Origin of the sequence: Cuneatibacter sp. NSJ-177, from assembly GCF_022867805.1 — a bacterium.
GTDB lineage: Bacteria > Bacillota > Clostridia > Lachnospirales > Lachnospiraceae > Pseudolachnospira.
Window position 1 is genome coordinate 36567 of record NZ_JALIFO010000007.1, and the last position, 23934, is coordinate 60500.

A 23934-nucleotide genomic window follows, 5' to 3' on the forward strand; every position below is an offset into this window, starting at 1 on the left:
CAGAAAGGAACAAAACAAAATGAAACGAACCAAACGTGTTTTGGGCCTCGCTCTTGCCGCTGTTATGTGTATGGGTATGCTTGCTGGCTGTGGCGGGACCAAAAATGCTACAAACGGAACCGAAACGAGCGAAAAGATCTTAAACATCGCCACGATTGGCGAAACAACAACCCTTTCGCCCCTCTATATGATTGCGGATAACCGCCCCACGCAGAAACTACTCTATGAGGGCCTTGTGAAATATGTGGATGGGGAAATCCAGCCGGTGTTGGCGGAAGATTGGAAACTGAGCGATGATGGTACACAGCTTACCTTTTACTTGCGAAAAGGTGTAACCTTCCATGATGGAGAACCTTTTAACGCAGAGGCAGCGATTGCTAATATTGAGTCCTGGCATATCAATCCGTCTTTTACATCACTGCCCGGTGTTGTCAATTATACCAATATTGAGGCGGTGGATGAATACACTATCCGTCTGACCTATGATACACCGTACTTTGCATACATCAACGATTTTTGCTGGCCGGATGTATGCACTATGATTTCTCCTAAACAGATTACGCAGGGTGACTTCCAGACAGTCAACGGATATGCTGGTACCGGCCCCTATATCTATGACGAGTATGTAGCAGGACAGTACACCACTTTTGTTCGTAATGAGAATTATTGGGGTGAGCAGCCCTATTACGACAAGATCGTTGCAAAGTATATCCCGGATAACGCCTCCCGCGTACAGGCATTGAAAACTGGTGAAATTGATTTAATCTATGGCTCCGCTGAACTGAGTTATGAGGACTATAACCAGGCGACTGCTATTGATGGAATTGAGGGTAAATTTGCTCCTTCTGGTTCCACGGTCCGTAATATCATTCTGAATTTCAATGGGAATCTGTCTGATCTGAGTGTACGGCAAGCCTTGGCGTATGCTATCGACAAAGAGGCGATTTCCGAAGGCCTGACCTATGGCTATGAACCTGTGGCGAATACGATTGTTCCTGATGGCACGCCTTACTCAGATATTTGCGGTACAGAGGATTATTCCTATAACGTGGATCGTGCTAATCAGCTTCTTGATGAGGCAGGATGGATCATGAATCAGTCCACCGGCATCCGAGAAAAGAATGGAACGCCGCTTCATGTGGTCTTTACTTGCCCTACTGATGACAGTACCATCGGTTCCATTGCCACATTGTTCCAAAGCCAGCTTGCAGAAGTTGGCATTGAAGTAGAGATTAAGAGCATGGAAAAGATGGAGTGGTATGCAAGTTACATGAATCCTGCAGGATGGGATATTACCGCAATGACTGCTGGTTTCTTCAATTATGCAATGCCACAGTGCTGGTTCTCTGCAATGATGGCTCAGATGCCAGAGGATGTTTCCATCTCGCTGTTAGATAATTCTGATGAGTTTATTTCCGCATTGAGCGAGTTTAAGACCTGCAACGATGATGCCCGTTTGAAGGAACTGTTTGAACTGCTCATCAATACCGATCTCGATCAGGTGTTGGATGTTCCTTTGACCCATCAGATGGATATGATTGTCTACAACACGGACAAAATCGCAGATTATAACTTTGCTTCGGATTATGCTTTCCTGGATGTGACACAGATCACTCCGGCAGAATAACACAGTTTGACGATGCGGGGTGGTCGGGAGGTACCGGCTGCCCCGTATTGCTTTTATGGAGGTGAGAGATGATGAAACAAACACCATCGCCAGTCAAGCGGTTATGGGAGCTGACTGGAACACATCGCAGAGCCTATATGCTCTCTATCATCTTGGCTATCCTGAGCGTGGCCTGTGGGATGATTCCATACTTCGCCATCGCTTATATCATGCTCTGTCTGATTGATGGCGTGACTGCCTTAAACACTTATGCGCTGTGGTGCGGCGTAATATTGCTTGGTTTCACACTGAAACTGTTTTTTTCTACTCTTTCAACAACCGTATCTCATACAGCGACATTCCAGACCTTGAAAGAGATCCGTATTAAAATTGCTGACAAACTCTCACGGGTGCCAATGGGTTACATTATGGATCAATCCTCCGGCCGGTTCAAGGATGTCATCGTTGATCGGGTAGAGAGCATGGAGCCAATCCTCGCGCATCTGGTGCCGGAAATGACATCGAATCTGTTTGTCCCGCTGTGCATTATTGTATATCTGTTTGTTTTAGACTGGCGCATGGCACTGGCTTCTCTTGTGACTCTGCCTATTGGTTTTCTGTGCTACATTGGAATGTCACGGGGGTATAGTGAACGCTTTTCCGGCCTGATGAAACGGGTTCAAAAAATGAACGCAACCATTATCGAGTATGTAGGTGGTATTGAGGTTATCAAAGCATTTAATCAGTCAGCCAACTCTTATCAGAAGTATTCTGATGCAGTAAATGATGATGCCAGTTATGCGGTCGATTGGATGAAGGACACGCAGTTGTTTATGTCCATGAGCAATACTATCTGGCCCAGTGTTTGGCTGGCGGTTCTTCCCATCGGTGCAGTTCTGTATCAACATGGAACCTTGTCTGCCCCGGTCTTTCTGACCATTATGATTTTGTCTCTGGGTATTGTCGGTCCGATTTTGGGAGCGATTAAATTTACTGACAATATTTCGCAGCTTGGCACGATTGTCGGAGAAGTGGGAAATCTGCTGGATGCACCGGAACTGGTGCGGCCGGACCATAATGCTGATATTCACAATCAGTCTATTCAATTCCAGAATGTTTCCTTTTCTTATGACCTGAATGACCCGAAGCCGATATTGGATCATATCAATTTGACAATACAACCTGGAACAATGACGGCTTTAGTTGGGCCTTCCGGTTCAGGCAAATCAACGATTACTAAATTGATTACCGGCTTTTGGGAGGCAACATCCGGCACTATTTCTCTTGGCGGGGTGGATTTGAAAAATATTCCCCTGTCGCAGCTTTCCTCGTATGTGTCCTATGTATCGCAGGATAATTACCTCTTTGATGAAAGTATCCGTGAAAACATTCGTATGGGGAGGTTGTCGGCTACCGATCAAGAAGTGGAAGATGTTGCCCGAAAGTGTGGCTGCCATGACTTCATCATGGACCTGGAGCATGGGTATGACACGATTGTGGGCGGTGCAGGCGGCCACTTATCGGGTGGTGAGCGACAGCGAATTGCCATCGCCAGAGCTATGTTGAAAGATGCTCCTATTATTATCTTCGATGAGGCAACAGCCTACCTTGACCCTGAGAATGAAAGCCTGATTCAAGAAGCTATTTCTAAATTGGTACAGGGCAAAACGCTGATTATGGTCGCTCATCGACTCTATACGGTGACAGGTGCGGATCAGCTTGTGGTGGTGAATCAGGGGCGAATCGAGGCAATCGGCACGCATGAGGAACTTCTGAAAAAATGCCCGCTCTATAAAGAAATGTGGCAGGCTCATATTGGGAGCCGCGATGAAGGAGGTGCAACAGCATGATTACTGCCTTAAAGAAAATATATGCTTTTTCTGGCCACTGGAAAGGGGTTTTGAAAAAGTCAGTGGTGTTCAGCTTGCTGCACTCAATCTTTGATATGTTTCAGATCGGTGCTCTTTTTCTGATCCTCAACGGATTGATGGAAGGAATCAGAGGGCAGGATATTTTGTTCGCGTTTCTGCTTCTTTTGGCAGGAGTGATTGGAAAAATCGTTTGCAGTTATATTTCAGACTTTTCTCAAACAAGAGTTGGCTATTTTATGTGCGCGGATAAGCGCATCCATATAGGCGACAGGATGAAGTATATGCCGATGGGCTACTTTAACAGTCATAGTTTGGGGAATCTGACCTCTACCGTCACCACAACAATCAGCGATGTAGAGAATAATGCGCCATCAGTTCTGATTACAGTGATCCACGGTTTTATCCATGTAACGGTCATTACCATTGTGATGTTTTTCTTCGACTGGAGGATTGGTCTGCTGGCTTGCTTGGGGATTGCGCTGTTTTTGCTCTGTAACTCCGTACTTCAAAAGAAATCACAGGAAGTATCTCCTAAACGGCAGGCGGCACAGGAGGATTTGGTAGGCGCCACACTGGAATATATCCAGGGTATGGGCATTGTAAAGTCTTTCAATCTCGGTGGCAAATCGAACCAGAAAATGAAACAGGCCATTGAGGAAAGCCGCGCACGCAATACCAAACTGGAAACTGTTTTTGGACCTTACGGAATGGTACAACTGTTTGTTTTGCGATTGGCGAGTGTGGCAATCATGTTTTGCTCTATCCTGTTCTATCTGCAAGGCAGCATGACGTTGGTGTACTGCTTGCTGATGTGTGTTGCCTCTTTCTTGATTTTCAGTGAACTGGAGGCGGCGGGGGGAAAGTCCTTTGCCCTTCGGTTAATAGAAAGTTCCATCGACAAGGTGAACGCTATTGACGATACTCCAGTAATGGATTTGTCCGGCAAAGATATTGCTCCGAAAGATACCACGATTGAATTACAGAATGTTGGCTTTTCTTATGGCGATCACCGAATTTTGAACCATGTCAATCTGACGATCCCGGCCAAAACCACTACGGCGATAGTCGGTCCATCTGGCTCCGGTAAAACGACATTGTGCAGCTTGATTACTCGTTTTTGGGATGTAGATGAAGGGTGCATTAAACTGGGCGGCACTGACATACGGGAATATAAGCTGGATAGCTTGCTCTCTAATATCAGCATGGTCTTTCAGAATGTTTTTCTCTTTGCGGATAGCATCGAGAACAATATCAAGTTTGGTAAACCGGATGCCACTCATGAAGAAGTTGTCCGAGCAGCAAAGAGTGCGTGTTGCCATGATTTTATCATGGCACTGCCAAACGGTTATGATACTGTCATTGGCGAGAGTGGTGCTACTTTATCTGGCGGCGAAAAGCAACGTATTTCGATTGCGCGGGCTATCTTGAAGGATACCCCTATCATAATTCTGGATGAAGCAACAAGCAGTGTAGACCCGGAAAACGAGGCAGAACTCCAGCAGGCCATTGAGAAGCTGACAGAGGATAAAACGGTTATTATTATTGCTCATCGGTTGAAAACGGTCCGAAATGCACAGCAGATTGTTGTTATTGCGAATGGCGGAATTGCCCAACGCGGTACACATCAAGAGTTGATGACACAGCCTGGAATTTATGCCGATTTCGTAAATATTAGAGAAAAAGCAGTTAATTGGAAAATATCCAGTAGTAAGATACAGCAATAAAAAGAAACAATGCGTTTTTCTTTACTGGTACGAATGGCATGGGAGAAAGAAATGAATAACAAACAACATACCACCACAGCCGGTGAAGATTACTTAGAATCCGTTCTTATACTTCAAAAGAAACTCGGTATGGTGCGTTCTGTGGATGTTGCCCGGTACATGGAAGTTTCAAAACCCAGCGTATGTTACGCAGTAGGAACTTTACGAGAGGGCGGTTTTTTGACAACAGACGAAAACCATTATATACACCTGACCGACCTTGGCCGGGATGTGGCTGAAAAAATTTACGAACGCCATTGCTTTTTAACAAAGCACCTCATATCCATAGGTGTTGATCCTGAAACGGCGGAGGCTGATGCCTGCCGGATTGAACATGATATTAGCGCAGAAACCTATGAACGGCTGAAAGAATTAGTCACGAAAGAATAATTACATAGCGTATGAACCTGCCCCGTCTACGGGGAAAGAAAAAAACCGTTGGTTGGGGCAGGTGACTTTGCGCGCCTATTTTAAGTTATTACCTTAACGGCGGTTTTGAGAAATCAGAGCCGCCGTTTCTTTGCGCTTGCAGACCAATGACGACTTGCAGAGACACGGTAGCCGATTGGAGGTTATTTTGCCGTGTCCTTCTTTTTGTTTCGCAGTATCCATGATCTGCACCAGTTAAAAAAAGCGTAGCCCCTCCGTCGGAGTCGTCTGGCTTTGAGTATGAACTATACCATGTAAGCACTCTTCTTTATAAAACACTTCTGCGCCCAGCAGGTCCGTTGCGACTTGCTGGGCGCTTTTTGCTGTTTTCCGAGGATAAGCCCGCCTCGAAAAAATTTTTTGAGAAATTTTCAAAAAGGAGGCTTTTAGCGGGTAGCGAATGGCTTTGCGTTCGCCTTGTTAGCGGAAAGGGAGAAAACCACCTCATTCCCCCAGGAAAGGGGGTGAAAAGATGGATATGATCCCACGCAATGACTATGGCGAGCGGTGCCAGTTCGATGCTTACTGCAAGCTGGTACTGTACCATGAGGCAATCGACTACCTCCGGGAAATGCAGAGGCGCCGTGACAGGGAACTGTCATTCAGCGACCTTCCGCAGATGGAGATGGACAAGCTCAGCGTTGTAGATCACTACCCCAGTGACAGATTTACATTCTCGTCCCACGGGTATGACCTGCATATCGAAAACGAGCTTGTGGCTGATGCCTTCGCCGGTTTGTCCGTTCAGGAGCAGAGTATTTTGATCCTGCATTTTGTTCTGGACTTGCCGGATCAGGAGGTTGGCCGCCTTGTTGGAATGTCTCGCAGCGCCGTTCAGCGGCGAAGGGCAAAATCATTGACCGAGCTGCGGATCAAGTTGGCCGCACTCATGCCGAAGGGAGGTTGAAGGTATGAAGAAACCCACTTATAAGGGCAAGGAGCTTCTTCCTCTTTCGGTGATCGACGCGGCCCGTGACGGGGACTCTCAGGCTGTGGATCAGGTACTCCGGTATTATGAGGGCTATATCAATAAGCTCTGCACCCGGACACTTTACGATCCTGACGGCCAGCCCCATGTTCGGGTGGACGAGTACATGAAGCGCCGATTGGAGATCAAGCTCATTCATTCCATTGTTATCATGAGCTGACAAGCCCGGTCTGAAAGCGGAAACAGCTTACCCTTTCCCTGTTTCTCTCTTTTGTGGCCGGAGGCAGCACCTTGACAAAGAAAGCCCGTTGGGAGGCCAACGCCGCAGTATAAGGCAAACGGATACATTCCTGTTTGTGCCGAGCCATACGGTCGGTGCGCCATGACCTCGTTTCAAGTCCGCAGGACGGGACCACTGTAACGGGCGAGCGAACAGCACCAGACCGCAAAGCAAGCGTGGCAGCTTGTGGGCGATGACACACGGGCAGGGTCAAAGATACTCGCGCATTGAACGCCCACAAAGCATTGTGCGCCGCACCCATCAGCATGGGCCGGGGTTAGACTCCCGTGGAGCTGTGCCAGCAGCCGTCCGTAAGCCTACTTTTCTTTTTTGAAAGTTTATGGATAGATCGTAAACTTTTCAATTAGCAGCAGACAAACACGGAGCAGCACGGTAAAATAATAGTGGAAGTTATATTACCCACACATATTCGTGCTGTTCCTTTTCATAACTGAAAGGGGGTTCTCATGTCTCAAACATGGAACGGCACGAAGAAAGAAACCCCTGAAAGAAGGACATATACGGTTGACGATATTGCTCAAATTCTGGGCATCGGAAGAACTTCCGCATATATCCTTGTAAAAGAAGGGCACTTCAAAATCGTGCGAATTGGTAACGCCATACGCATTTCCAAGCGGTCATTTGACGAGTGGCTTGACTCCCTCGACCTGTGATCCAAGAAAGGAAGAACGATATGGCATCTATAATCAAGCGAAAGAAAAACTATTCCGTTGTTTACAACTATGTGGATGAAAACGGAGAAACCAAACAGAAGTGGGAAACCTGGCATACCCACAAAGAGGCCTTGAAGCGCAAGGCGGAAATCGAAAATCAGCAGCACACGGGAACTTTTCTCCCGCCAAGCAATCAGACGATCACCGAGTTCCTTTATGACTTCGTATCTCTTTACGGGGAAAAGAAATGGGGCGTGTCTATGTATGACAGCCAAACGGCGCTGATTGCGAACTATATCAATCCAATCATCGGTGATATGGAGGTACAGGCGGTTACGCCCCGTGCGGTTGATGGTTATATCCAGACCTTGCAGAAAACCAAGTCGGTGTCTACCAAGACCCGAAAGGCCGTTACCACTTATGTCAGCGACAAGACTATTGAAAAGATCATCAAGCTCCTGCGGTGTGCGTTTAAGCAGGCGGTACGATGGGAAATCATTGCAAGAAATCCCTTTGACAATGTGATCCTCCCGAAAACGGAGTATGCGAAACGGGATATCTGGACAGCGGATATGATCCGTCTTGCCCTGGACAAATGCACGGACAGCAAGCTCTATGTAGCAATGAACCTTTCCTTTGCCTGCTCTCTGCGTATGGGTGAAATCCTGGGGCTGACCTGGGAGAACGTCCATATTTCCGATGAAGATATTGCGGCGGATAACGCCTATGTCTACATCGACAAGGAGCTGACACGGGCATCCAAACGGGCGATTGAAACGCTGGGTGAGAAGGATATCTATTACATCTTCACTCCGCTCATGCCGAACACCAGCACAAGGATTATTCTGAAAAAGCCGAAAACCGATTCCAGCATCCGTAAGGTGTGGCTGCCGAAAACACTGGCCTACATTCTGCGGGAATGGAAAAAGTCTCAGGACGAGCTGAAAGGTTTCCTGGGCGACGAGTATCAGGACTTCGATTTGGTCGTGGCACTTCCCAATGGACGCCCCTGCGAGGATCGAATCATCCTCAAAGAGTTTGCAAAGCTCCGTGAGGACGCAGGGCTGCCGAAGGTGGTCTTTCATTCTCTCCGTCATTCCAGTACCACCTACAAACTGAAACTCAACCACGGCGATCTGAAAGCCACCCAGGGCGATACGGGCCATGCCGAGATCGACATGATAACCAGTATCTATGCTCACATTCTGGACGAGGATAGAAAGGTCAATGCTCAGAAATTTGAGACAGCCTTCTATGCCAAGCCTGATCTTCGCAATGTCCGTCCACCGGAGGAACCGGCAAAATCGGAGCCTGCGACCCTGGACCTTGAAAGCCTTGTGGAGCAGCTTCAGAAGTCGCCGGAGCTGGCAAGTGCGCTCGCAGCCCTGATAGCGGCGCAAGCCCCGGCAAAGTGATCCGAAAAATCGAATTAGCAAAACGCAGAATTTCCTTAGCAAATTTCTGAAAAGCGTTCGAGTCCAATTAGCAAATATACATCATGCGGCGTATAAAAATCTCCCGGTAACGGAAGTGAAATTACCGGGAGAAGGAGGAACAAAAAACGCTGCAAACCCCGAAAAAAGGCTTGCAGCGGTGCTTTCTGGCGTCCCAGAGAGGATTTGAACCTCCGACCCCACGCTTAGGAGGCGTGTGCTCTATCCAGCTGAGCTACTGAGACATTTATAAGTTTTATGCAATTTTCAAGGCTCAAAGGAATCGAACAATCTGCCGCTTAGGAGGCGGTCGCTCTATCCTGCTGAGCTACGGAAACAAATAAAATACAATTCCAGCACCGCCGGACAATACGCTGGCGGCTGGCCAATCATCCCAAAAACATCTGTTCCCAGGAACGTTATGAATTATACCACAAAAAACATCCCGGTGCAACCCAATCTTGTCCGGATTCTTCCTTCCCGGCGCAACCCTGGTTGACGATCTTTCGACGCCTGCCGGCTATGATAGACTTAGAAAAACCCCCGGAGGGAGTCTGTCGAATTTGCGAGGAAATGCCATGGAATCCAATACAATCACCATAACCTTACAGTTGAACGGTTCAGAAAAACAATTCTCTGTGGACGAAGAAGAGACCTTATTGGAGGTCATCCGGAACCGGGCCGGGCTCACCGGCACCAAGCGGGGCTGTGACAGCGGAGAGTGCGGCGCGTGTACGGTTCTCCTGGACGGACGTCCGGTCAACTCCTGCTGCGTGCTGGCCGTACAGGCAGACGGCTGCCAGGTGGAGACCATCGAGGGCCTGGGCCAGAAGTCGGCTCCCCATCCGCTTCAGGAAGCCTTCCGGGACGCAGGCGCCATCCAGTGCGGATTCTGCACCCCAGGGATGGTCCTTACCGCCAAAGCACTGCTGGACAAAAATCCGGATCCCAGCCGGGAGGAAATAAGGGAAGCCCTCTCCGGCAACCTCTGCCGCTGCACCGGCTACGCGAAAATCGAGGAGGCCGTGCTCCTGGGCGCAGAGCGTCTGAAAACTGCCGGCCAGGCAGCAAAAGGAGGAAACCGCCATGAAAACCTTTGACACGGTAAAACACCGGATTCCCCGGCGGGAATCCCTGGATAAGGCCACCGGCCAGGCCGTCTACACGGAGGATATGAAACTGCCCGGCATGGTGTACGCCGCCATTATCCGCAGCCCCTTTGCCAGGGCGCGGGTGACAGCTATCGATCTGACGGAGGCAGAGGCAACCCCCGGCTATGCCGGAGCGCTGCTGCCGGAGGAGGTTCCTGCCGTTCGGTTCAACTGCTCCGGCAACCCGCCCTCTGCTCTGCTTTATGCGGACGAGGAGGTGCTCACCAAGACGCCCCGCTGTCAGGGGGACCGGATTCTGGTCGTGGCGGCGGAATCGGCGGCATCTGCCAGGGCGGCTGCGGATGCGGTGCGCGTTTCCTATGAAAAGGAAAATCCGGCGCTCTCCCTGAAAGACGCCCTGAAAGACGGCGCCGTGCCCATCCAGCCCCACCTGTCCGAGACCAATGTAATCAATCACCGTCAGGTGGAGCAGGGGGATGTGGACGCTGCCCTGGGCTCTTCGGCGCAGGTAGCGCAGGATCAGTTTTCCACCCAACTGATGCAGCATGTGCCCATCGAACCCACCGGCTGCATCTGTGATTATCAGGACGGACAGTTGACCGTCTATAGCTGTTCCCAAACCATTTACCAGGAGCGCCGCATTCTGGCCGAGCTTCTGGAACTTCCGGAGGGGAATGTGCGCATCATCAAAACCATTGTAGGCGGAGGCTTTGGCGCGCGCCAGCAGCTTCACGCCCAACATGCAGCTGCCTTCCTCTCCCGAAAGCTGAACCGCCCGGTCAAACTGATTTACACCCGGGAAGAGGATCTGACTGCCTCCACAGCCCGCCATGCCATGGAGGTAAAGATGCGCCTGGGCGCCGATGCCTCCGGGACCATCACCGGGGCCGACATCAACCTGTGGGCGGACTCCGGCCCTTACACCACCCACACGCCTACGGTGGTGGCGGCGGCCAGCAGAAAATTCCACTACCGGGCCCCCCACTACCGCTTTTCCGGCCGCAGCGTGCTGACCAACCGGGCGGTGGCCGGGGCTTTCCGGGGATACGGAAACACCCAGGCCACCTTTGCCAGAGAGATCCTGATGGACCGGCTGGCCATGGACCTAGATATGGATCCGGTGGAACTGAGGCTGAAAAATCAAGTACAGCCTGGAGAATCATTCCCCTGCGCCTCCATGCCGGTGACCAGCTGCGCCATGGAAGCCTGCGCCAGGCGATGTCAGGAAATCCAGGCAAAGATCGATGCCGAGGAGGGCCTGCGCTGGGACGATGAGGTCCGCCAGGCCTGGGGCATTGCCTTTTGCTGCCATGGGTCCGGCCCCTCCTCCAAGGAAGGACTCAGCTCTGCTTTGATCATGCTGAACGACGACGGCAGTGCAAACCTGCTGGTTGGCTCCTGCGACATCGGCCAGGGCAGCGAGACCATGCTCAGTCAGATTGCAGCGGAGGAGCTGGGGATCCCCCTGTCTTTGGTGCGGATCAAAGCGGCGGACACGCTGCTGACGCCCTATGACACCGGAACATTCGGCAGCAGCCAGACTTTTGTCTGCGGCAATGCCGTGGCGCTTGCCGCGGCAGATGCAAAAGAAAAGCTGTGTGCGGCCATGGAAAAGCTGGTGCCGGGCCGGAAGGCCGTCTGGGAAAAGGGCCGTCTGCGGATCACGGAGCCGGCGGGAAGCGGCTCCCCGGAGCACCGCCGCATCCTCTCCCTGGCGGAAGCCGTGCGGGAGACCATGTTCCACCCCCTGGGAAGCGTGATCGTGGGCAGCGGCTGCTATAAAGCGGAGCACAGTCCCAATCCATTTTCCGTATGTTTTGTCAAGGCGGAATACCAGCCTGCCATCCACGGAATCCGCCTTCTTCACATAATCGAGGTGGCAGATGTGGGGACTCCCATCAATATTCTCACCGTGGAAGGGCAGCTGGAGGGCGGCATCGCCCAAGGGGTCGGCTACGCCCTCTATGAACGGCTGGAATACCTGCCCGCCATGGGAAGAACCTTTTCCACCGATCTGCTCCACTACCGGATCCCCCTGATGGCAGATATGCCGAAGCTGCACGTGGACATCGCGGAAAGCTTCGAACCCACCGGTCCTCTGGGGGCAAAAAGCGTCGGAGAGCTGTCCACCGTTCCGGTGGCTCCGGCTATTGTCAATGCAGTCCGGCGGGCCAGCGGAATGGAAATCACGAAAATTCCCCTTTGCGATGAATTTTTAATCCTTACGGGAAGGGAGGAAATAAAATGAGCGTATCGATCCCAAAAACCATGGAGGAGGCCGCGGCGGTTACCGGCGGCTGTTTCATCGGGGGCGGCACGGACCTCATGCCGCTGCTGCGTCTCGGCGTCCGCCGGGCGCCGGAAAAGGTCCTGATCTCCCGGATTCCCGAAGGCAAGGTCATTTCCTTTGAGGACGGCCAGGCGGCAATCGGAGCCGGAGTTACCCTGTCAGAGCTGGCGGAGAACATCCGCCTGCGGGAATGTCTGCCCGCTCTGACTCAGAGCGTTCGGGTGACCGCCTCCCCGCAGATCCGGAATATCGCCACTCTGGGCGGCAATCTCATGCAGGAACGCCGCTGTATTTATTTTAATCAGTCTGCCGCCTGGAGACAAGGGATCCCTCTCTGCTTCCAGACCGGGGGCTCTGTCTGCCATCAGGCTCCCGGCTCCCCGGTCTGCCGCGCCATCTACTACTCGGATCCGGCCACCACATTGGTGCTCTATGATGCCCAGGCGGAAATCCTCCGGGGCGGAAAGAGGGAAATCCTTCCTCTGACCGAACTTTTGGCAGAACACGGCGCCGCGGACAGACGGGCCGGGCGGTGTTTCCAGGACAGAGATATGGGGAATGCTGGTCTCCTGTCCCCGCTGCCGGACAGCCCTCTGCTGTGCCGGATTCTGGTCCCGCTGCCGGACAGCGAAGAGAGAAGCGGATTCTATAAATACAGCCTCCGCTCTTCCATCGACTTCCCTCTGATCAACTTTGCCCTGCGGGTGGGAGGAAGCCGGCCGCCCAAGATCGTGGCAGGGGCTGTTCATGAAACTCCTCTGGAGCTGGAGTCGGCGGTTTTGCTGGAGGATCCGTCCCGTCCCGACAGTGAGATCGTGAATGCCTGCGAGGAGGAGCTCCGCCGCAGAGCCAGGCTCATCAAAGAGGCTGTGATCCCTCCCAAGATCAAACGGAAACAGTTCCGGCTGGTGCGTCAGCTGATGGAGCTCCGCCAGGAACCGGAAATAAAAGGATTAGATCAGACCCCGTAAAATAAGGAAATCCCCCGGAGTTGTCCGCTCCGGGGGATTTTCTGTCTTTCTTCTTTATTTCTTTCCATTTTTCTTCCCTTTCGAGAAGGCTAAAATCTCCGAACAATACTTGAAGAAGCTGAATGCGGTGATTGCAAAGGCAATGCCGGGGGCGAGAATCCCCACGACAAAATCCACCTGATGCAGCAGGCCATAGCCATAGATACAGGCCAGGACAATGTAAAGTAACACCAACGCCCCATCGATTCCCAGCCAAGCCACTTTCAGATCCTTCGGATCCGACTGCACCTCCGCCTGCGCTTCCCGGATCATCTTTCGGTCAAACTCATTCAGGCCGCTGTCCTCCAGACTGCGCCCCGCCTGAAGAGCTTTCTCAAAGATACCCTCCCGCTCCGCCGTCAGATCCTTGCCAAAGAAATTGCCGGCGACAAAAGCGAGGAAGGAAACAGGCAAAGCAATGATCACTGCGTCAATGGTGCCGGCGGATTCGAGCGTCACCGGGTTGAAGTTAAACCACAGCCAGGTTCCGGCTCCCGCCACAATGGATGCGATGCCGGCCACATTGGTCTTTTTCCCCCTGTACATAATCCCGGCCAAAACCGGGACAAAGAGAACTCCCATGCTCAGGCTCGTCACCAGGATCACCGCATCATAGATGAAAGCGAACTGGAATGCGGTCAGCAGGCCAATGGCGCCGAAGGCCAGGCAGGCAACCCGGCTGATCAGGATACTCGTTTTGGCAGGAAGCGCCTTATCCCCCCGCAGCATGAAAATGATATCGTTGGAGATAATCTCACCGCCCACCAGGTAGTAGGTATCCATGGTAGAGATGATTGCTCCCATAATTCCCACAATAAACAAGGCTCTGGCGCCTCCCGGAAGCTGACTCAGCACCAGGCGGACGTAGGAAATCTCCGGCTGCGTGGCCAGGGCAAAATCCTGGGACCGGATCACCATGCCGGTGATGATGCAGACCATGTCAAAGGACAGCCAGATCGAAAAACAGGTCAGCATGGCCCGCTTGCCGGTGCTGGGCTTGTTGGCCGCCGAGAATCTCTGGTAAAAAGCCGGATCCTTGTACATATTGATACAGACCAGAATCAGCAGCACGGCCTGTGCGGCGGGGATGCCGCCGAACGGGGTAAACAGCTCCGGCGCCTGAGCCTGCATACTGTCCGCCAAACCGGCCATGCCCCCCATCGAGAAAAACAGCTTTGGGAAGACCAGGCTGACGGAACCCACCATCAGCGCAAAGAAGATCATGTCGGTCACAGCCACCCCCATCAGGCCCCCCAGGCAGGTGATGGCAACGGAAATCAGCACGATGATGGTGGCAATGAGAAAACGGTTGCCGTTCCAGGCTGCCTCCCCCACATATCCGGCCGCCCCGACCTCAGCGATCGACAGACAGGAAACAACAATGACAATGGCCCCTGCGATGGCGGCGAACTTTCCGTAATGCCGCCGGAGAATCTCCGGCATCGTCCCTCTGGCCCGCACGCTGACCCGCGGGGCTACCCACAGGGCCAGCGGAAAACGGACCGCATGAGCGCCGATGGACCAGATAAAATATCCAGCCAACCCCATGGTGGTAGAGTAGGCCACAGTGCCCACCACCCCATTTCCTCCATACCAGGAAGCCATCAGGGTTCCCACCATCAGCGACCAGGGAAGAGCCCGGTTGGCGCGATAATAGGTTTCCATGTCCTGGGAGCTTTTCGCAAAGTGAAGGGCTACAAAAGCGATCCCCACGATGCACACTAAAATAACCACATTATCCAAAGCATTTAACATTCGTCATCCCTCCCTTTCATTCCTGAAGCGTCCGGCTCCAGGATCCCTTACTTTCTCCGGTGGCCGGCTCCGTCAGGCACTCAGCAGTTTCTCCAGCAGCTCCGTGCCTTTTAAAGCCTTCAAAGCGGCAGTGTAGCTGAATTCCACATGATCTTCCTGCCCTCCCTTGGTGGGAATGGAGTCGGCGCTGACCTGCATGGTCAGAAATTTCAGTTGCGTGTGTAAGTACGTCTGCCGCCTGGCGGGCGTACAAGGCTCAGCCTCCGCCGCCATCTCCGCCACCAGAATATTCAGCAGATCCATGGCGTAGCCCACCTGGGTATTGCTGGAATTGCATCCCATCACTGCCTCGAAACTGTCATTTTCCGTCTCAAACAGCAGCGGGTTGTCGCTGTCCACATTGTTTTCCTGCTCCAAAACAGCTCCGATGAATGCCAGCGTCTCCTGCCAAGCCTGGTATTTCGCGTTTTCCCTCTTTCCCTTAGGAATCCTGTCCCGGAGGCTACCAAGAATTTGCAGGCAGCGGGCGTGGGCGGTCACGGCGATGGCCTGGCCCATTGTGCCGCCGCTGATCTGCATCAGCGCCTCCTTGCATTGAAGGGTAAACTCTTCCGGGAGCCCGGCCTTTCGGCATGCTTCGCGGGCAGGCATCAATTTCCCCCGAAAAAAGGCTTTTGCCTCCGGGAGCCCGGCCACCACCATCACACACTGGGCCATCGGGGCCAGATCCCCCAAACCAGTGCACCCTTCCGGGATCACGGCGGGCGCAATTCCCGCCTCGAACAACTCAAGCAGCCTCCGGATCAGCTCCGGGCGCCCTGCGGAGTACCCCTGGGCAGAGAACATTGGCCCGCAGCAGCAGGGCCAGCCGGGTAATTTGGGGCGGAAGCCAGTCTCCGAAACCGGCGGAGTGAGGGTAGGAAAGCGTCCGATTCCACTCCTCATGTTTTTCCGCGGGAACCGCCACGTCCTTTAGGGCTCCTAACCCTGTGTTGACTCCGTAGATAGCCGGAGCGCCTTTTTCCATCCACCGGTCAATCTGGCGGCGAGAACGGCGGCACTGCTCCTCCGCCTCCGGTGTGATGAAGATTTTGGGCGAGGGATCTGCTAATATCTCCGCCACCTTTTCCAGGGTTAAATCATATCCGTTTATTCTATAAATACTCATAAAATTGTTTCCTTTTTTCTATCCGCCGTCTTACTGTCCTGAACGCAGCGATCATTTTCACCTCAGGCACCCAGCAGGTCCTCCAGCAAAGCAGCCCCGCTGGCCGCCTTCAAAGCAGCGGTATAGCTGAATTCCACATGGTCCTCCTGCCCTCCCTTGGTGGGGATGGAGTCGGCGCTGACCTGCATGGACAGGAATTTCAGCCGGCTGTACAAAAAAGCCTGCCGGGGCGAAGGCGCATCGGGCAGAGCCTCCGCCGCCATCTCCGCCATCAGGATGCTCAGCAGATCCATGGCGTAGCCCACCTGGGTATTGCTGCAGTTGCAGCCCATCACCGCCTCATACTCTTCATCGCCGGTCTCAAACAGCAGAGGATTATCACAGGTAATGTTATTTTCCTGCTCCAAGACAGCTCCGATAAACTCCAATGCCTCCAGACAGGCCCGGTGCTGCTCTGCTTTCCGCCGGTGTTCTTTCGAAGGTTCCTCCATCTGCCGCAGAATCCGGATACAGTGGGTGTAGGCGGTTAAGGCGATTGCCTGGCTCATGGTAGAGCCGTTCATCTGCATCAGAACCTCCTTGCACTGCAGCGGGAAAGTTTCCGGCAGCCCTGCCATCCGGCAAGCTTCGCGGGACGAGACCAGACTGCCGCCGTAAAAAGCCTTTGCCTCCGGCAGCCCCGCCACCGTCATCACACACTGAGCCATGGGCGCCAGGTCGCTGAGACCGGTGGAACCTTCGGAAAACACCGCCGGCGCGATCCCCGCGTCAAACACGTCCAGAATCCGGGAAATCAGCTCCGGGCGGGCGGCCGAGTAGCCCCGGCAGAGGATATTGGCCCGCAGCAGCAGAGCCAGCCGGGTAATCTCCGGAGGCAGGTATCTGCCAAAGCCTGCGGAGTGAGGGTAAGGCAAGGTCTGATTCCACTCCTCATGTTTTTCCGCCGGCACCGCCACGTCCTTTAGGGCCCCCAGGCCGGTATTGATCCCATAGATAGCCGGTGCGCCCTTTTCCAGCCAGCGGTCGATCTGGCGGCGGGAACGGCGGCATCTCTCTTCCGCCTCCGGGGTCATCCGGACCTGCGGAGAGGGGTCCGCCAGAACCTGGGCAATCTTATCTAACGTTAAATCATAGCCATCAATCGTATAATCGCTCATATCCAACTCCTCCCTTTCTTCCGCCGGAAGAGCTCACTGCAATGTCCCGGCGGCGGCAGCCAGAAACCCGTCGGCCACCAGGCGTTCCGCCTCCTGCATGTCCGGGGCGGCAAAGCGGTTCTCATCCATCAGCGTTACATCCTGGCGCAGGCGGGCGCGGACCGCGCTGGTCCCCCGTCCGGCCGGAAAATCCGGAATCTTTGCCTGCACAATATCCATCCCCTGGGCACTCATGAGAATTTCCACAGCCAACACCCGGTCCAAAAGCATCAGAATCCGCAGGATACGGCTGGCTGCGGAATAAGGCTGGCTTTCCCGGCAGCACTTCACCGCGGCATCCGGCAGGGTCAGGAGTTTTAGTTCCGCCACCTCCGCCGCCTGGGTGGATTGGATGATGGGAAAGCCGTAATTGATCCCCAGCTCGTCAGGCACCAGATTCATGGGCAGCCCGTAAGACAGCTTGGTTTCATCCAGCCGGAAAGACCGGCGCTCACTGATGTGGGCCAGATCGGCCAGGGCCGTTCCCAGCGCGTTGCAGGCGTATTCCGTGCGGTAGGGGTGCTCCGCCTGCTGCAATAGATCCGTCTGCACCTGGCGGCAAGCCCAATGAAACACGTCCCGGACACCGCCGTGGGTCTGAGGGGTGGCGCGGACGCAGATGGCGTCCTGCACACGGGGCTTCTTATCATACCCATAGGCCCGGCGGCCCTCCTCCGTCACCAGCTTTGACCCCTCGGTCAGACACCGGACATTAGCGGCACACTGGATTTGGCCGGGGAAAGGGCGCGCCAGCTCGTGAAGACGGGCGTCAAAAGCACCCAGCTCCCCGCGGATTGCCTCCAGATTCATGGCAGTCGCCACATCCGCCATGCGGATGCTCCGCCCGGCGCGGAGGCAAGCGTAGGCAGCCAGCCCGATGGGCAGATACGTCCCCTCCCGGAGAAGCTGCTGCTCTGCTTCTGTCAGAGCCGCGCCTCTGCGCCGTTCCAACTGGCTTGCCGCCTGACGGCGGATGGCATCCTCTTCCTCAAAGGAAAACTCTATTTCCTCCGGGGCCCCTTGTTCCAGTATCCGAAGGATCTCTTCTGCCAGGGAACCCATCTGATTCCGGTCTGCCTCCCGGTGCAGCGCACAAAAAATCATGGCCGCCGCCTCGGAGGGCAGACGTCCATTCTGAAACGCATCCCGTGTCCCCGCTTGGTTGATCTGTTCCGATAATTTGGTTACGCCGCAGGCAGCGGCAAAATCTAAAGCGGAATCCATCGGGAAACGAACCGTCGTCATTTCCTGTATTTTATAATACAAATAGGATCCCTCCTTTCCTAATTGATAAATCCTATTTTAGAGATAAGACGTCGAAATAGCGTCGACAACCAAAAGTGAAAGCAGAATCTATTTCTTTTTTTTGGAATCTGTGTATAATAAAAATAGCTGCGGAGCAAATCGGAGTTCGGTAGTGAAATAAAAGTTTGTTTTGATTCATGGGAAATGAGGGATAGACATGAAGAAATACGAAATAAAACTGCTTCAGACGCCGATGACCACGATCGATCAGGTTCCGGTGTCCATTCCCTATAAACGGGCAGAAGGCTTATGGTATTATCTCTGCGTTCAAAAACGGGTGTCCAGGGACGAGGCAGCTGCGCTCTTTTGGGCGGAATGCGATGTATCCTCCGCCCGCCGGAACCTGCGGGATGCCCTGTACAAGCTGCGGCGGGCCGTGGGAAACGAGGCTTTCCTTTTGGATGGGAATCACACCATATGCCTGAATCCGGAGGCCGATATCCGCATCGACATCGATCAGCTGACAGAGGAAACGATTTTAACCTCCTACACCGGAGATTTTCTAGGCTGCTTCTATATCCGAAATTGCCTCGAATTTGAAAATTGGTCCGAGACATTGCGGGATCAATACCGGGCCATGTACCTGCGGGCGGTCAAGAAGAAACTTCACCAGTGTATGGAGCAGGACCGGCCGGAAGACATCCCGGTTCTGGTGGAGTACCTGTTTCAGAGAAATGAATTCGATGAGGAATTAATTGAGGAAATTCTGAATTTCTATCGGGAGTCCGGGAGATATTCCCTGGCGGAAGTTTTGTACTGGCACTACGCCGAAAGGCTGGAAAAAAGCATGGAAGACACGCCCGGCCCGGAGCTCACCTCCGCCTTTCAACGCCTGGAAGCGCAAAAACAAAAACAGCGCAAGATCCAAAAAGAACAGGAACCCTTTCTCTGCCGCAGCTATCAGCTTCAAAAAATCCAGACGGAGCTTCACCGCTTTTTGCTCGGAGAACCCCACTGTTCCGTCCTGATCAGCGGGGAAGCCGGAGTGGGCAAAACCGCTCTGCTCCGTCAGATCCGGCGGCGTTCTTCCGGCGCAGCAGTGCTGGAAACCAGCTGCACTCAAACCCAGGCGGAGCTTTACTTCAAGCCCTGGTATGAGATGTTCCGCCAGTTGCAAAAAAAGCTGAAACAGAAAGGCCGCTGGGATCAGTTTCACACTCAGCCCTATTTCCAACTGCTGTTTTCCCTGGATTTTTTCCAGGAACGGCCGGAGATGATCATGGAAGCCATCAAAAACTTTTTTCAGGAAGGTTACTGCGGCGAGCCGGTGCTGCTGCTCCTGGACGACTTGCAATGGATGGATTCCTTCAGCCTGCGGCTGCTCTCAGAGATTCTGACCGACTGCCGGCAGAACGTGCTGGTGATTGGCGCCGTCCGGAACGACAGCGCGCTCCCGGATCGTTTTCTCTCCTCCTGCCTGGCTAACGGCGTCTTGACCGAAGTGAAGCTGATGCCTTTCAGCCTCGATGAGACCCGCGAAGTGGCGGGTTTCCTGTTGCCGGAACTTCGGGGCAGAGAGGATGCGCTCGAAAAGATTTACCGAAGCACCGGCGGAAATGCCCTGTTTCTCCGGGAACTCCTCCAGGTACTGGCGGAACAGGGAGACCCGTCCAGCCTTTCCCTCCGCACGGCTCCCATCATCCGCAGCCGTCTGATCCATCTGTCATCCGAAGAGGAGCGCCTGTTGGCGATTCTTTCCTATTTTGACGAACCGGCAGAGATGGAGCCCATTCAGAAGCTCTTTGGCAGCGACGGATGGGCGGTCTTTGACGCCCTGGAATCTTTGCAGCAAAAACGGCTGATCCAGGAGCTCACCGTGGATTCCTTGTGCCGCTATACATTCTGCCACCAGTTGGTGCGGGATTATGTCTACGATAACCAATCGGAGGGACGGCGGAAGGCCGGCCACCGGAGGCTAGGGGAATACTGCTGGAACCGATACCAACACACGCAGGAAGTGGACATCTGTCTGGCCGCTGCCCGCCATCTGAAAAAAGGGGGCGAGGAGTATCTTGCCTGCTACTGCAGGCTGGAGTATCTGGAGCGGCATTTTACCTGCTTTCATGAGATTTATCCCGTGCTCCTGCCCAATGAAAATACCCGGACCATGCAGGTCCGGGAAAACGTGGATGTAGGTGAACTGGAAGAATTGGAACGGCAAATCGGCTCCGGCAAGTTCTCAGGAGAACAGGCGGCGGCCCTCCGTATCCGGCTGTTCTATATCGTCGGGCGCTATGCCATTTCCGCGGGAGACTATGTCCGCGGGAAGGAAAACATTGAAAGAGGCCTGGCTCTGGCCGAACAGCATCAAGACACCCGCTACCAATTCCGCCTGGCCCTCCAAATGATCTTCTGGGGAATTCAGACGGCTGATTCGGATTTCATGGAAACTTATCTTAGGTACTGCCGGGAGCGGATCGACGACGGGGCCTTTTCGGAAGGGGATGCCTGCATTGTGCTGCGCCTGTCAGCGCTCTGCCAAATTCAGCAAAAACAGTTCTCCCAGGCGGAAGTCATCCTCCTGGAAGCCATCCGGCGGCTTGCCAAGGTGTGCCGGGAGGACTCCTCCTACGTGGTCAGCCTGACCGCCTGCTACGGCTATCTGGGGGACTGCCAGATGGCTAAGGGTAAGCCGGAGGAGGCAAGACTTTACTACCGGAAAGCGGTGGAGGCCACCGGGCAGCAGTATATGGTGGGAGCCATGGGCATCTTCTACTCCAACTGGGCCTATGCCTCCATCCAGCTGGGAGACTGGCCGGATGCCGAAAGTTGTCTGAATAAGGCCCGTTCTTATTTTCAAGCCTCCCATATTCAGTCCGGGCTGGAGCGGCTAGAGTGCTACTGCGCGCTGCTGGCCCTGCACGCCGGAAACCTGGAAGAAGCCCGGAACTGCTGGCTCCGGGCCTGGGATGTGAACCGGCGGATCGGTAATCCCCAGTCCGCCCGGCTCTTGGATCAGGTGAAGGAGCAGCTGGCCGGGCAAAACCGTCTGTCTCCGGAATAATTCATAATTGCTCCGGCCCATCCATTAACCAAGGATCGCCTTCAGATCCTCTTCCGGCGTCCCAATCGGAGCAATATGATAATGATCCACCAGGTATTTCGTGATGTTCGGCGATAAAAACGCCGGCAGCGTCGGGCCAAGGCGGATATTCTGGATTCCCAGATGAAGCAGGGTCAGCAGGATACAGACCGCTTTCTGTTCATACCAGGACAACACCATGGACAGCGGAAGCTCGCTTACGCCGCAGCCAAATGCCTCCGCCAACGCGGCCGCAACCTTAATCGCGCTGTAGGCGTCGTTGCATTGGCCCATATCCATCAGGCGCGGCAAACCGCCGATGGAACCGAGATCCAGGTCGTTGAACCGGTATTTCCCGCAGGCCAGCGTCAGCACGACGGTATCCGCCGGGGTCTGCTTTACGAACTCCGTATAATAATTTCTGCCCGGACGGGCCCCATCGCAGCCGCCCACCAGGAAGAAATGCCGGATTGCGCCGGATTTGACCGCCTCCACGACCTGTCCGGCAACGCTCAAAACCGCGCCGTGGCCAAAACCGGTCGTCACCGTCTTTCCGCCGTTGATCCCGGTGAACACGGTATCCTCCGCAAAGCCGCCAAGCTCCAGAGCCTTTTCGATCACAGGAGTGAAGTCTTTGTCCTCGCCGATATGGACCATCCCCGGATAAGAAACCACCTCGGTGGTGAATACCCGGTCGGCATAGCTTTCCTTCACCGGCATCAGGCAATTCGTGGTATAGAGGATCGGAGCCGGCAGATTGGCGAATTCTTTCTGCTGATTCTGCCACGCCGTGCCGAAATTCCCCTTTAAGTGCGAATATTTCTTCAGCTCCGGATAGGCATGGGCGGGCAGCATTTCGCCGTGGGTATAAATCTGAATGCCTTTCCCTTCCGTCTGCTCCAGCAACAGTTTCAGGTCATAGAGATCATGGCCGGTAATAACGATGAACGGCCCCTTCTCCACCGTCAGAGAAACCTCCGCCGGCGCAGGAGTCCCAAAGGTTTCCGTGTTGGCCGAATCCAGCAATTCCATACAAGCCAGGTTTACTTTTCCGGTTTCCAGGACGAGCGGCAGCAGCTCCTCCACGCCCCAGTCTTCGGCCAAAGCGTACAGCGCTTTATAGAAAAAGCCGTTGACCTCCTCGCTTACGCGGCCCAGCACCATGGCATGATAGGCGTATGCCGCCATTCCGCGGATCCCAAACAGGAGAAGGGATTTCAGGGAACGGATGTCCTCATCGCTGTTCCACAGGCGGTTCATGTCATAGTTGTCCGTATTGCCGCAGCGGGATTCACAGCTTGCGCATCCGGGAACCACCCGCGTCTTCTCCTCGTTGATCCGTCTGATCCAGTCCCGCAGGGTTTCTTCATTAAAACTGACGTTGGTGACAGTGGTGAACAAGCCGCCCAGGATCAGCCGGTCCGTGTTCTCGGTTTTTGGGTTATTTTCACAGGCACGGGCCAAACCGATCAGGGCGCCGGTCAATTCATCTTGAAGTCTGGCCGTCGCGGCGGTTTTGCCGCATACTCCTGCGCTTTTCGTACATCCGGTACAGCCTGCGGTCTGCTCACACTGAAAACAAAACATTTTTTGCTCCATTGCTATATCCTCCTATCTTACTCACTTTGTTCGGTCGGAAAAACTACTGTCAGCAGCATCTTAAAACTTTCTTGGGCGTAGACGGAATGAGGCTTTTTCGCGGGCATCACCAATGCCTCGCCGGCTTTGCACTCATATACTTTACCATCCACCGTGAATGATCCAGTCCCTTCCAGCACATACACCATGGCGTCGCCGGTGGAATCGTGAGCACTGATCTCCTCCCCTTTGTCAAAGGCAAACAGCGTCACGCTGACCGCTCCGTTTTGCGCCAGCGTTCTGCTGACGATCTGCCCTGGCTGGACGCTCACCTGCCCCGCTAAACTCAATGCTTTTTCATGATCGATATTTTTGATATATGACATCTTCTTCCTCCATTTGCTCCCCGAAGGGCAATTTTTCTATTTTCTTGTCATGGATTTAAAATTTCAGTTTTCATCGGCCGTTCGTTTTACCGGCATAGCTCTGGCCGCTGAACAAAACAGTCTCCGCC

Annotated in this window: 19 protein-coding genes and 1 tRNA gene; 12 read left to right on the forward strand and 8 right to left on the reverse strand. The window is 53.7% G+C overall.

What is annotated here, in order from left to right; genetic code table 11:
- The first annotated feature begins 19 nt into the window (after nt 1-19).
- The 8 genes from MUB23_RS13950 to MUB23_RS13985 all read left to right on the forward strand — a co-directional run bounded on the left by MUB23_RS13950 (nt 20) and on the right by MUB23_RS13985 (nt 8966).
- On the forward strand, nt 20-1627 hold the full coding sequence (locus MUB23_RS13950; RefSeq protein WP_244801215.1) for an ABC transporter substrate-binding protein: 1608 nt from the start codon (nt 20-22) through the stop codon (nt 1625-1627).
- A 68-nt stretch (nt 1628-1695) separates the two neighbouring features.
- A complete protein-coding gene (locus tag MUB23_RS13955; protein ID WP_330641893.1) occupies nt 1696-3456 on the forward strand; it encodes an ABC transporter ATP-binding protein in 1761 nt (586 codons plus the stop codon).
- A complete protein-coding gene (locus tag MUB23_RS13960) occupies nt 3453-5201 on the forward strand; it encodes an ABC transporter ATP-binding protein (protein ID WP_244801216.1) in 1749 nt (582 codons plus the stop codon). The genes MUB23_RS13955 and MUB23_RS13960 overlap by 4 nt, the downstream gene beginning before the upstream one ends.
- Before the next feature lie 51 nt (nt 5202-5252).
- Nucleotides 5253-5630, forward strand: coding sequence for a metal-dependent transcriptional regulator (locus MUB23_RS13965; RefSeq protein ID WP_244801217.1), 378 nt, complete (start codon nt 5253-5255; stop codon nt 5628-5630).
- A 517-nt stretch (nt 5631-6147) separates the two neighbouring features.
- Nucleotides 6148-6576: a sigma-70 family RNA polymerase sigma factor gene (locus MUB23_RS13970; protein ID WP_330641894.1), complete on the forward strand. Its 429-nt coding sequence runs from the start codon at nt 6148-6150 to the stop codon at nt 6574-6576.
- A 4-nt stretch (nt 6577-6580) separates the two neighbouring features.
- A complete protein-coding gene (locus MUB23_RS13975; RefSeq protein ID WP_244801218.1) occupies nt 6581-6817 on the forward strand; it encodes a helix-turn-helix domain-containing protein in 237 nt (78 codons plus the stop codon).
- A gap of 527 nt (nt 6818-7344) precedes the next feature.
- Nucleotides 7345-7551 carry a helix-turn-helix domain-containing protein gene (locus MUB23_RS13980; protein ID WP_005541444.1) on the forward strand — a complete coding sequence of 69 codons (207 nt, stop codon included), beginning with the start codon at nt 7345-7347 and terminating at the stop codon, nt 7549-7551.
- A 20-nt stretch (nt 7552-7571) separates the two neighbouring features.
- On the forward strand, nt 7572-8966 hold the full coding sequence (locus tag MUB23_RS13985) for a site-specific integrase (protein ID WP_172680789.1): 1395 nt from the start codon (nt 7572-7574) through the stop codon (nt 8964-8966).
- Between the two features lie 186 nt (nt 8967-9152).
- Here MUB23_RS13985 and MUB23_RS13990 read toward each other — a convergent pair.
- Nucleotides 9153-9229: transfer RNA gene (locus MUB23_RS13990), tRNA-Arg, on the reverse strand.
- A 333-nt stretch (nt 9230-9562) separates the two neighbouring features.
- Between MUB23_RS13990 and MUB23_RS13995 the strand changes: the two genes are divergently transcribed.
- The 3 genes from MUB23_RS13995 to MUB23_RS14005 are packed head-to-tail and all read left to right on the forward strand — an operon-like array spanning nt 9563 to nt 13357.
- Complete coding sequence (locus MUB23_RS13995) at nt 9563-10084, forward strand: (2Fe-2S)-binding protein (protein WP_244801219.1); 522 nt, start codon at nt 9563-9565, stop codon at nt 10082-10084.
- Nucleotides 10071-12344, forward strand: a complete 2274-nt coding sequence (locus tag MUB23_RS14000) for a xanthine dehydrogenase family protein molybdopterin-binding subunit (protein ID WP_244801220.1) — start codon at nt 10071-10073, stop codon at nt 12342-12344. Before MUB23_RS13995 ends, MUB23_RS14000 begins: the two co-directional genes overlap by 14 nt.
- The gene (locus MUB23_RS14005) at nt 12341-13357 is read left to right on the forward strand and encodes an FAD binding domain-containing protein (RefSeq protein ID WP_244801221.1); all 1017 of its coding nucleotides are present in this window, start codon (nt 12341-12343) and stop codon (nt 13355-13357) included. The genes MUB23_RS14000 and MUB23_RS14005 overlap by 4 nt, the downstream gene beginning before the upstream one ends.
- 54 nt (nt 13358-13411) lie before the next feature.
- Here MUB23_RS14005 and MUB23_RS14010 read toward each other — a convergent pair whose 3' ends face one another.
- The 5 genes from MUB23_RS14010 to MUB23_RS14030 form a co-directional block, all read right to left on the reverse strand.
- A complete protein-coding gene (locus MUB23_RS14010; protein ID WP_244801222.1) occupies nt 13412-15151 on the reverse strand; it encodes a sodium:solute symporter family protein in 1740 nt (579 codons plus the stop codon).
- 72 nt (nt 15152-15223) lie between these two features.
- Entirely contained in the window at nt 15224-15937 is a 714-nt protein-coding gene (locus MUB23_RS14015; RefSeq protein WP_244801223.1) for an aromatic amino acid lyase, read from the reverse strand.
- 1 nt (nt 15938) lies between these two features.
- Nucleotides 15939-16319 (reverse strand): aromatic amino acid lyase, encoded by a 381-nt coding sequence (locus MUB23_RS14020; RefSeq protein ID WP_244801224.1) that lies wholly within the window; start codon nt 16317-16319, stop codon nt 15939-15941.
- A gap of 62 nt (nt 16320-16381) precedes the next feature.
- A complete protein-coding gene (locus tag MUB23_RS14025) occupies nt 16382-17476 on the reverse strand; it encodes an aromatic amino acid ammonia-lyase (RefSeq protein ID WP_244801225.1) in 1095 nt (364 codons plus the stop codon).
- Between the two features lie 33 nt (nt 17477-17509).
- On the reverse strand, nt 17510-18781 hold the full coding sequence (locus tag MUB23_RS14030) for an aromatic amino acid lyase (protein WP_244801226.1): 1272 nt from the start codon (nt 18779-18781) through the stop codon (nt 17510-17512).
- Between the two features lie 196 nt (nt 18782-18977).
- Here MUB23_RS14030 and MUB23_RS14035 point away from each other — a divergent pair, with 196 nt between their 5' ends.
- Complete coding sequence (locus MUB23_RS14035) at nt 18978-21824, forward strand: AAA family ATPase (RefSeq protein ID WP_244801227.1); 2847 nt, start codon at nt 18978-18980, stop codon at nt 21822-21824.
- A 24-nt stretch (nt 21825-21848) separates the two neighbouring features.
- On the opposite strand, the gene hcp is transcribed toward MUB23_RS14035, so the two are convergent.
- Both hcp and MUB23_RS14045 read right to left on the reverse strand, forming a co-directional pair.
- Nucleotides 21849-23441, reverse strand: coding sequence for a hydroxylamine reductase (hcp, locus tag MUB23_RS14040; protein ID WP_244801228.1), 1593 nt, complete (start codon nt 23439-23441; stop codon nt 21849-21851).
- 17 nt (nt 23442-23458) lie between these two features.
- Entirely contained in the window at nt 23459-23806 is a 348-nt protein-coding gene (locus MUB23_RS14045) for a cupin domain-containing protein (protein ID WP_244801229.1), read from the reverse strand.
- Between the last annotated feature and the right edge of the window lie 128 nt (nt 23807-23934).

Coding starts and splice junctions, on each gene's coding strand:
- MUB23_RS13950 (WP_244801215.1), top strand. CDS start 20: ATGAAACGAACCAAACGTGTTTTGGGCCTCGCTCTTGCCGCTGTTATG.
- MUB23_RS13955 (WP_330641893.1), top strand. CDS start 1,696: ATGATGAAACAAACACCATCGCCAGTCAAGCGGTTATGGGAGCTGACT.
- MUB23_RS13960 (WP_244801216.1), top strand. CDS start 3,453: ATGATTACTGCCTTAAAGAAAATATATGCTTTTTCTGGCCACTGGAAA.
- MUB23_RS13965 (WP_244801217.1), top strand. CDS start 5,253: ATGAATAACAAACAACATACCACCACAGCCGGTGAAGATTACTTAGAA.
- MUB23_RS13970 (WP_330641894.1), top strand. CDS start 6,148: ATGATCCCACGCAATGACTATGGCGAGCGGTGCCAGTTCGATGCTTAC.
- MUB23_RS13975 (WP_244801218.1), top strand. CDS start 6,581: ATGAAGAAACCCACTTATAAGGGCAAGGAGCTTCTTCCTCTTTCGGTG.
- MUB23_RS13980 (WP_005541444.1), top strand. CDS start 7,345: ATGTCTCAAACATGGAACGGCACGAAGAAAGAAACCCCTGAAAGAAGG.
- MUB23_RS13985 (WP_172680789.1), top strand. CDS start 7,572: ATGGCATCTATAATCAAGCGAAAGAAAAACTATTCCGTTGTTTACAAC.
- MUB23_RS13995 (WP_244801219.1), top strand. CDS start 9,563: ATGGAATCCAATACAATCACCATAACCTTACAGTTGAACGGTTCAGAA.
- MUB23_RS14000 (WP_244801220.1), top strand. CDS start 10,071: ATGAAAACCTTTGACACGGTAAAACACCGGATTCCCCGGCGGGAATCC.
- MUB23_RS14005 (WP_244801221.1), top strand. CDS start 12,341: ATGAGCGTATCGATCCCAAAAACCATGGAGGAGGCCGCGGCGGTTACC.
- MUB23_RS14010 (WP_244801222.1), bottom strand. CDS start 15,151: ATGTTAAATGCTTTGGATAATGTGGTTATTTTAGTGTGCATCGTGGGG.
- MUB23_RS14020 (WP_244801224.1), bottom strand. CDS start 16,319: ATGAGTATTTATAGAATAAACGGATATGATTTAACCCTGGAAAAGGTG.
- MUB23_RS14025 (WP_244801225.1), bottom strand. CDS start 17,476: ATGAGCGATTATACGATTGATGGCTATGATTTAACGTTAGATAAGATT.
- MUB23_RS14035 (WP_244801227.1), top strand. CDS start 18,978: ATGAAGAAATACGAAATAAAACTGCTTCAGACGCCGATGACCACGATC.
- hcp (WP_244801228.1), bottom strand. CDS start 23,441: ATGGAGCAAAAAATGTTTTGTTTTCAGTGTGAGCAGACCGCAGGCTGT.
- MUB23_RS14045 (WP_244801229.1), bottom strand. CDS start 23,806: ATGTCATATATCAAAAATATCGATCATGAAAAAGCATTGAGTTTAGCG.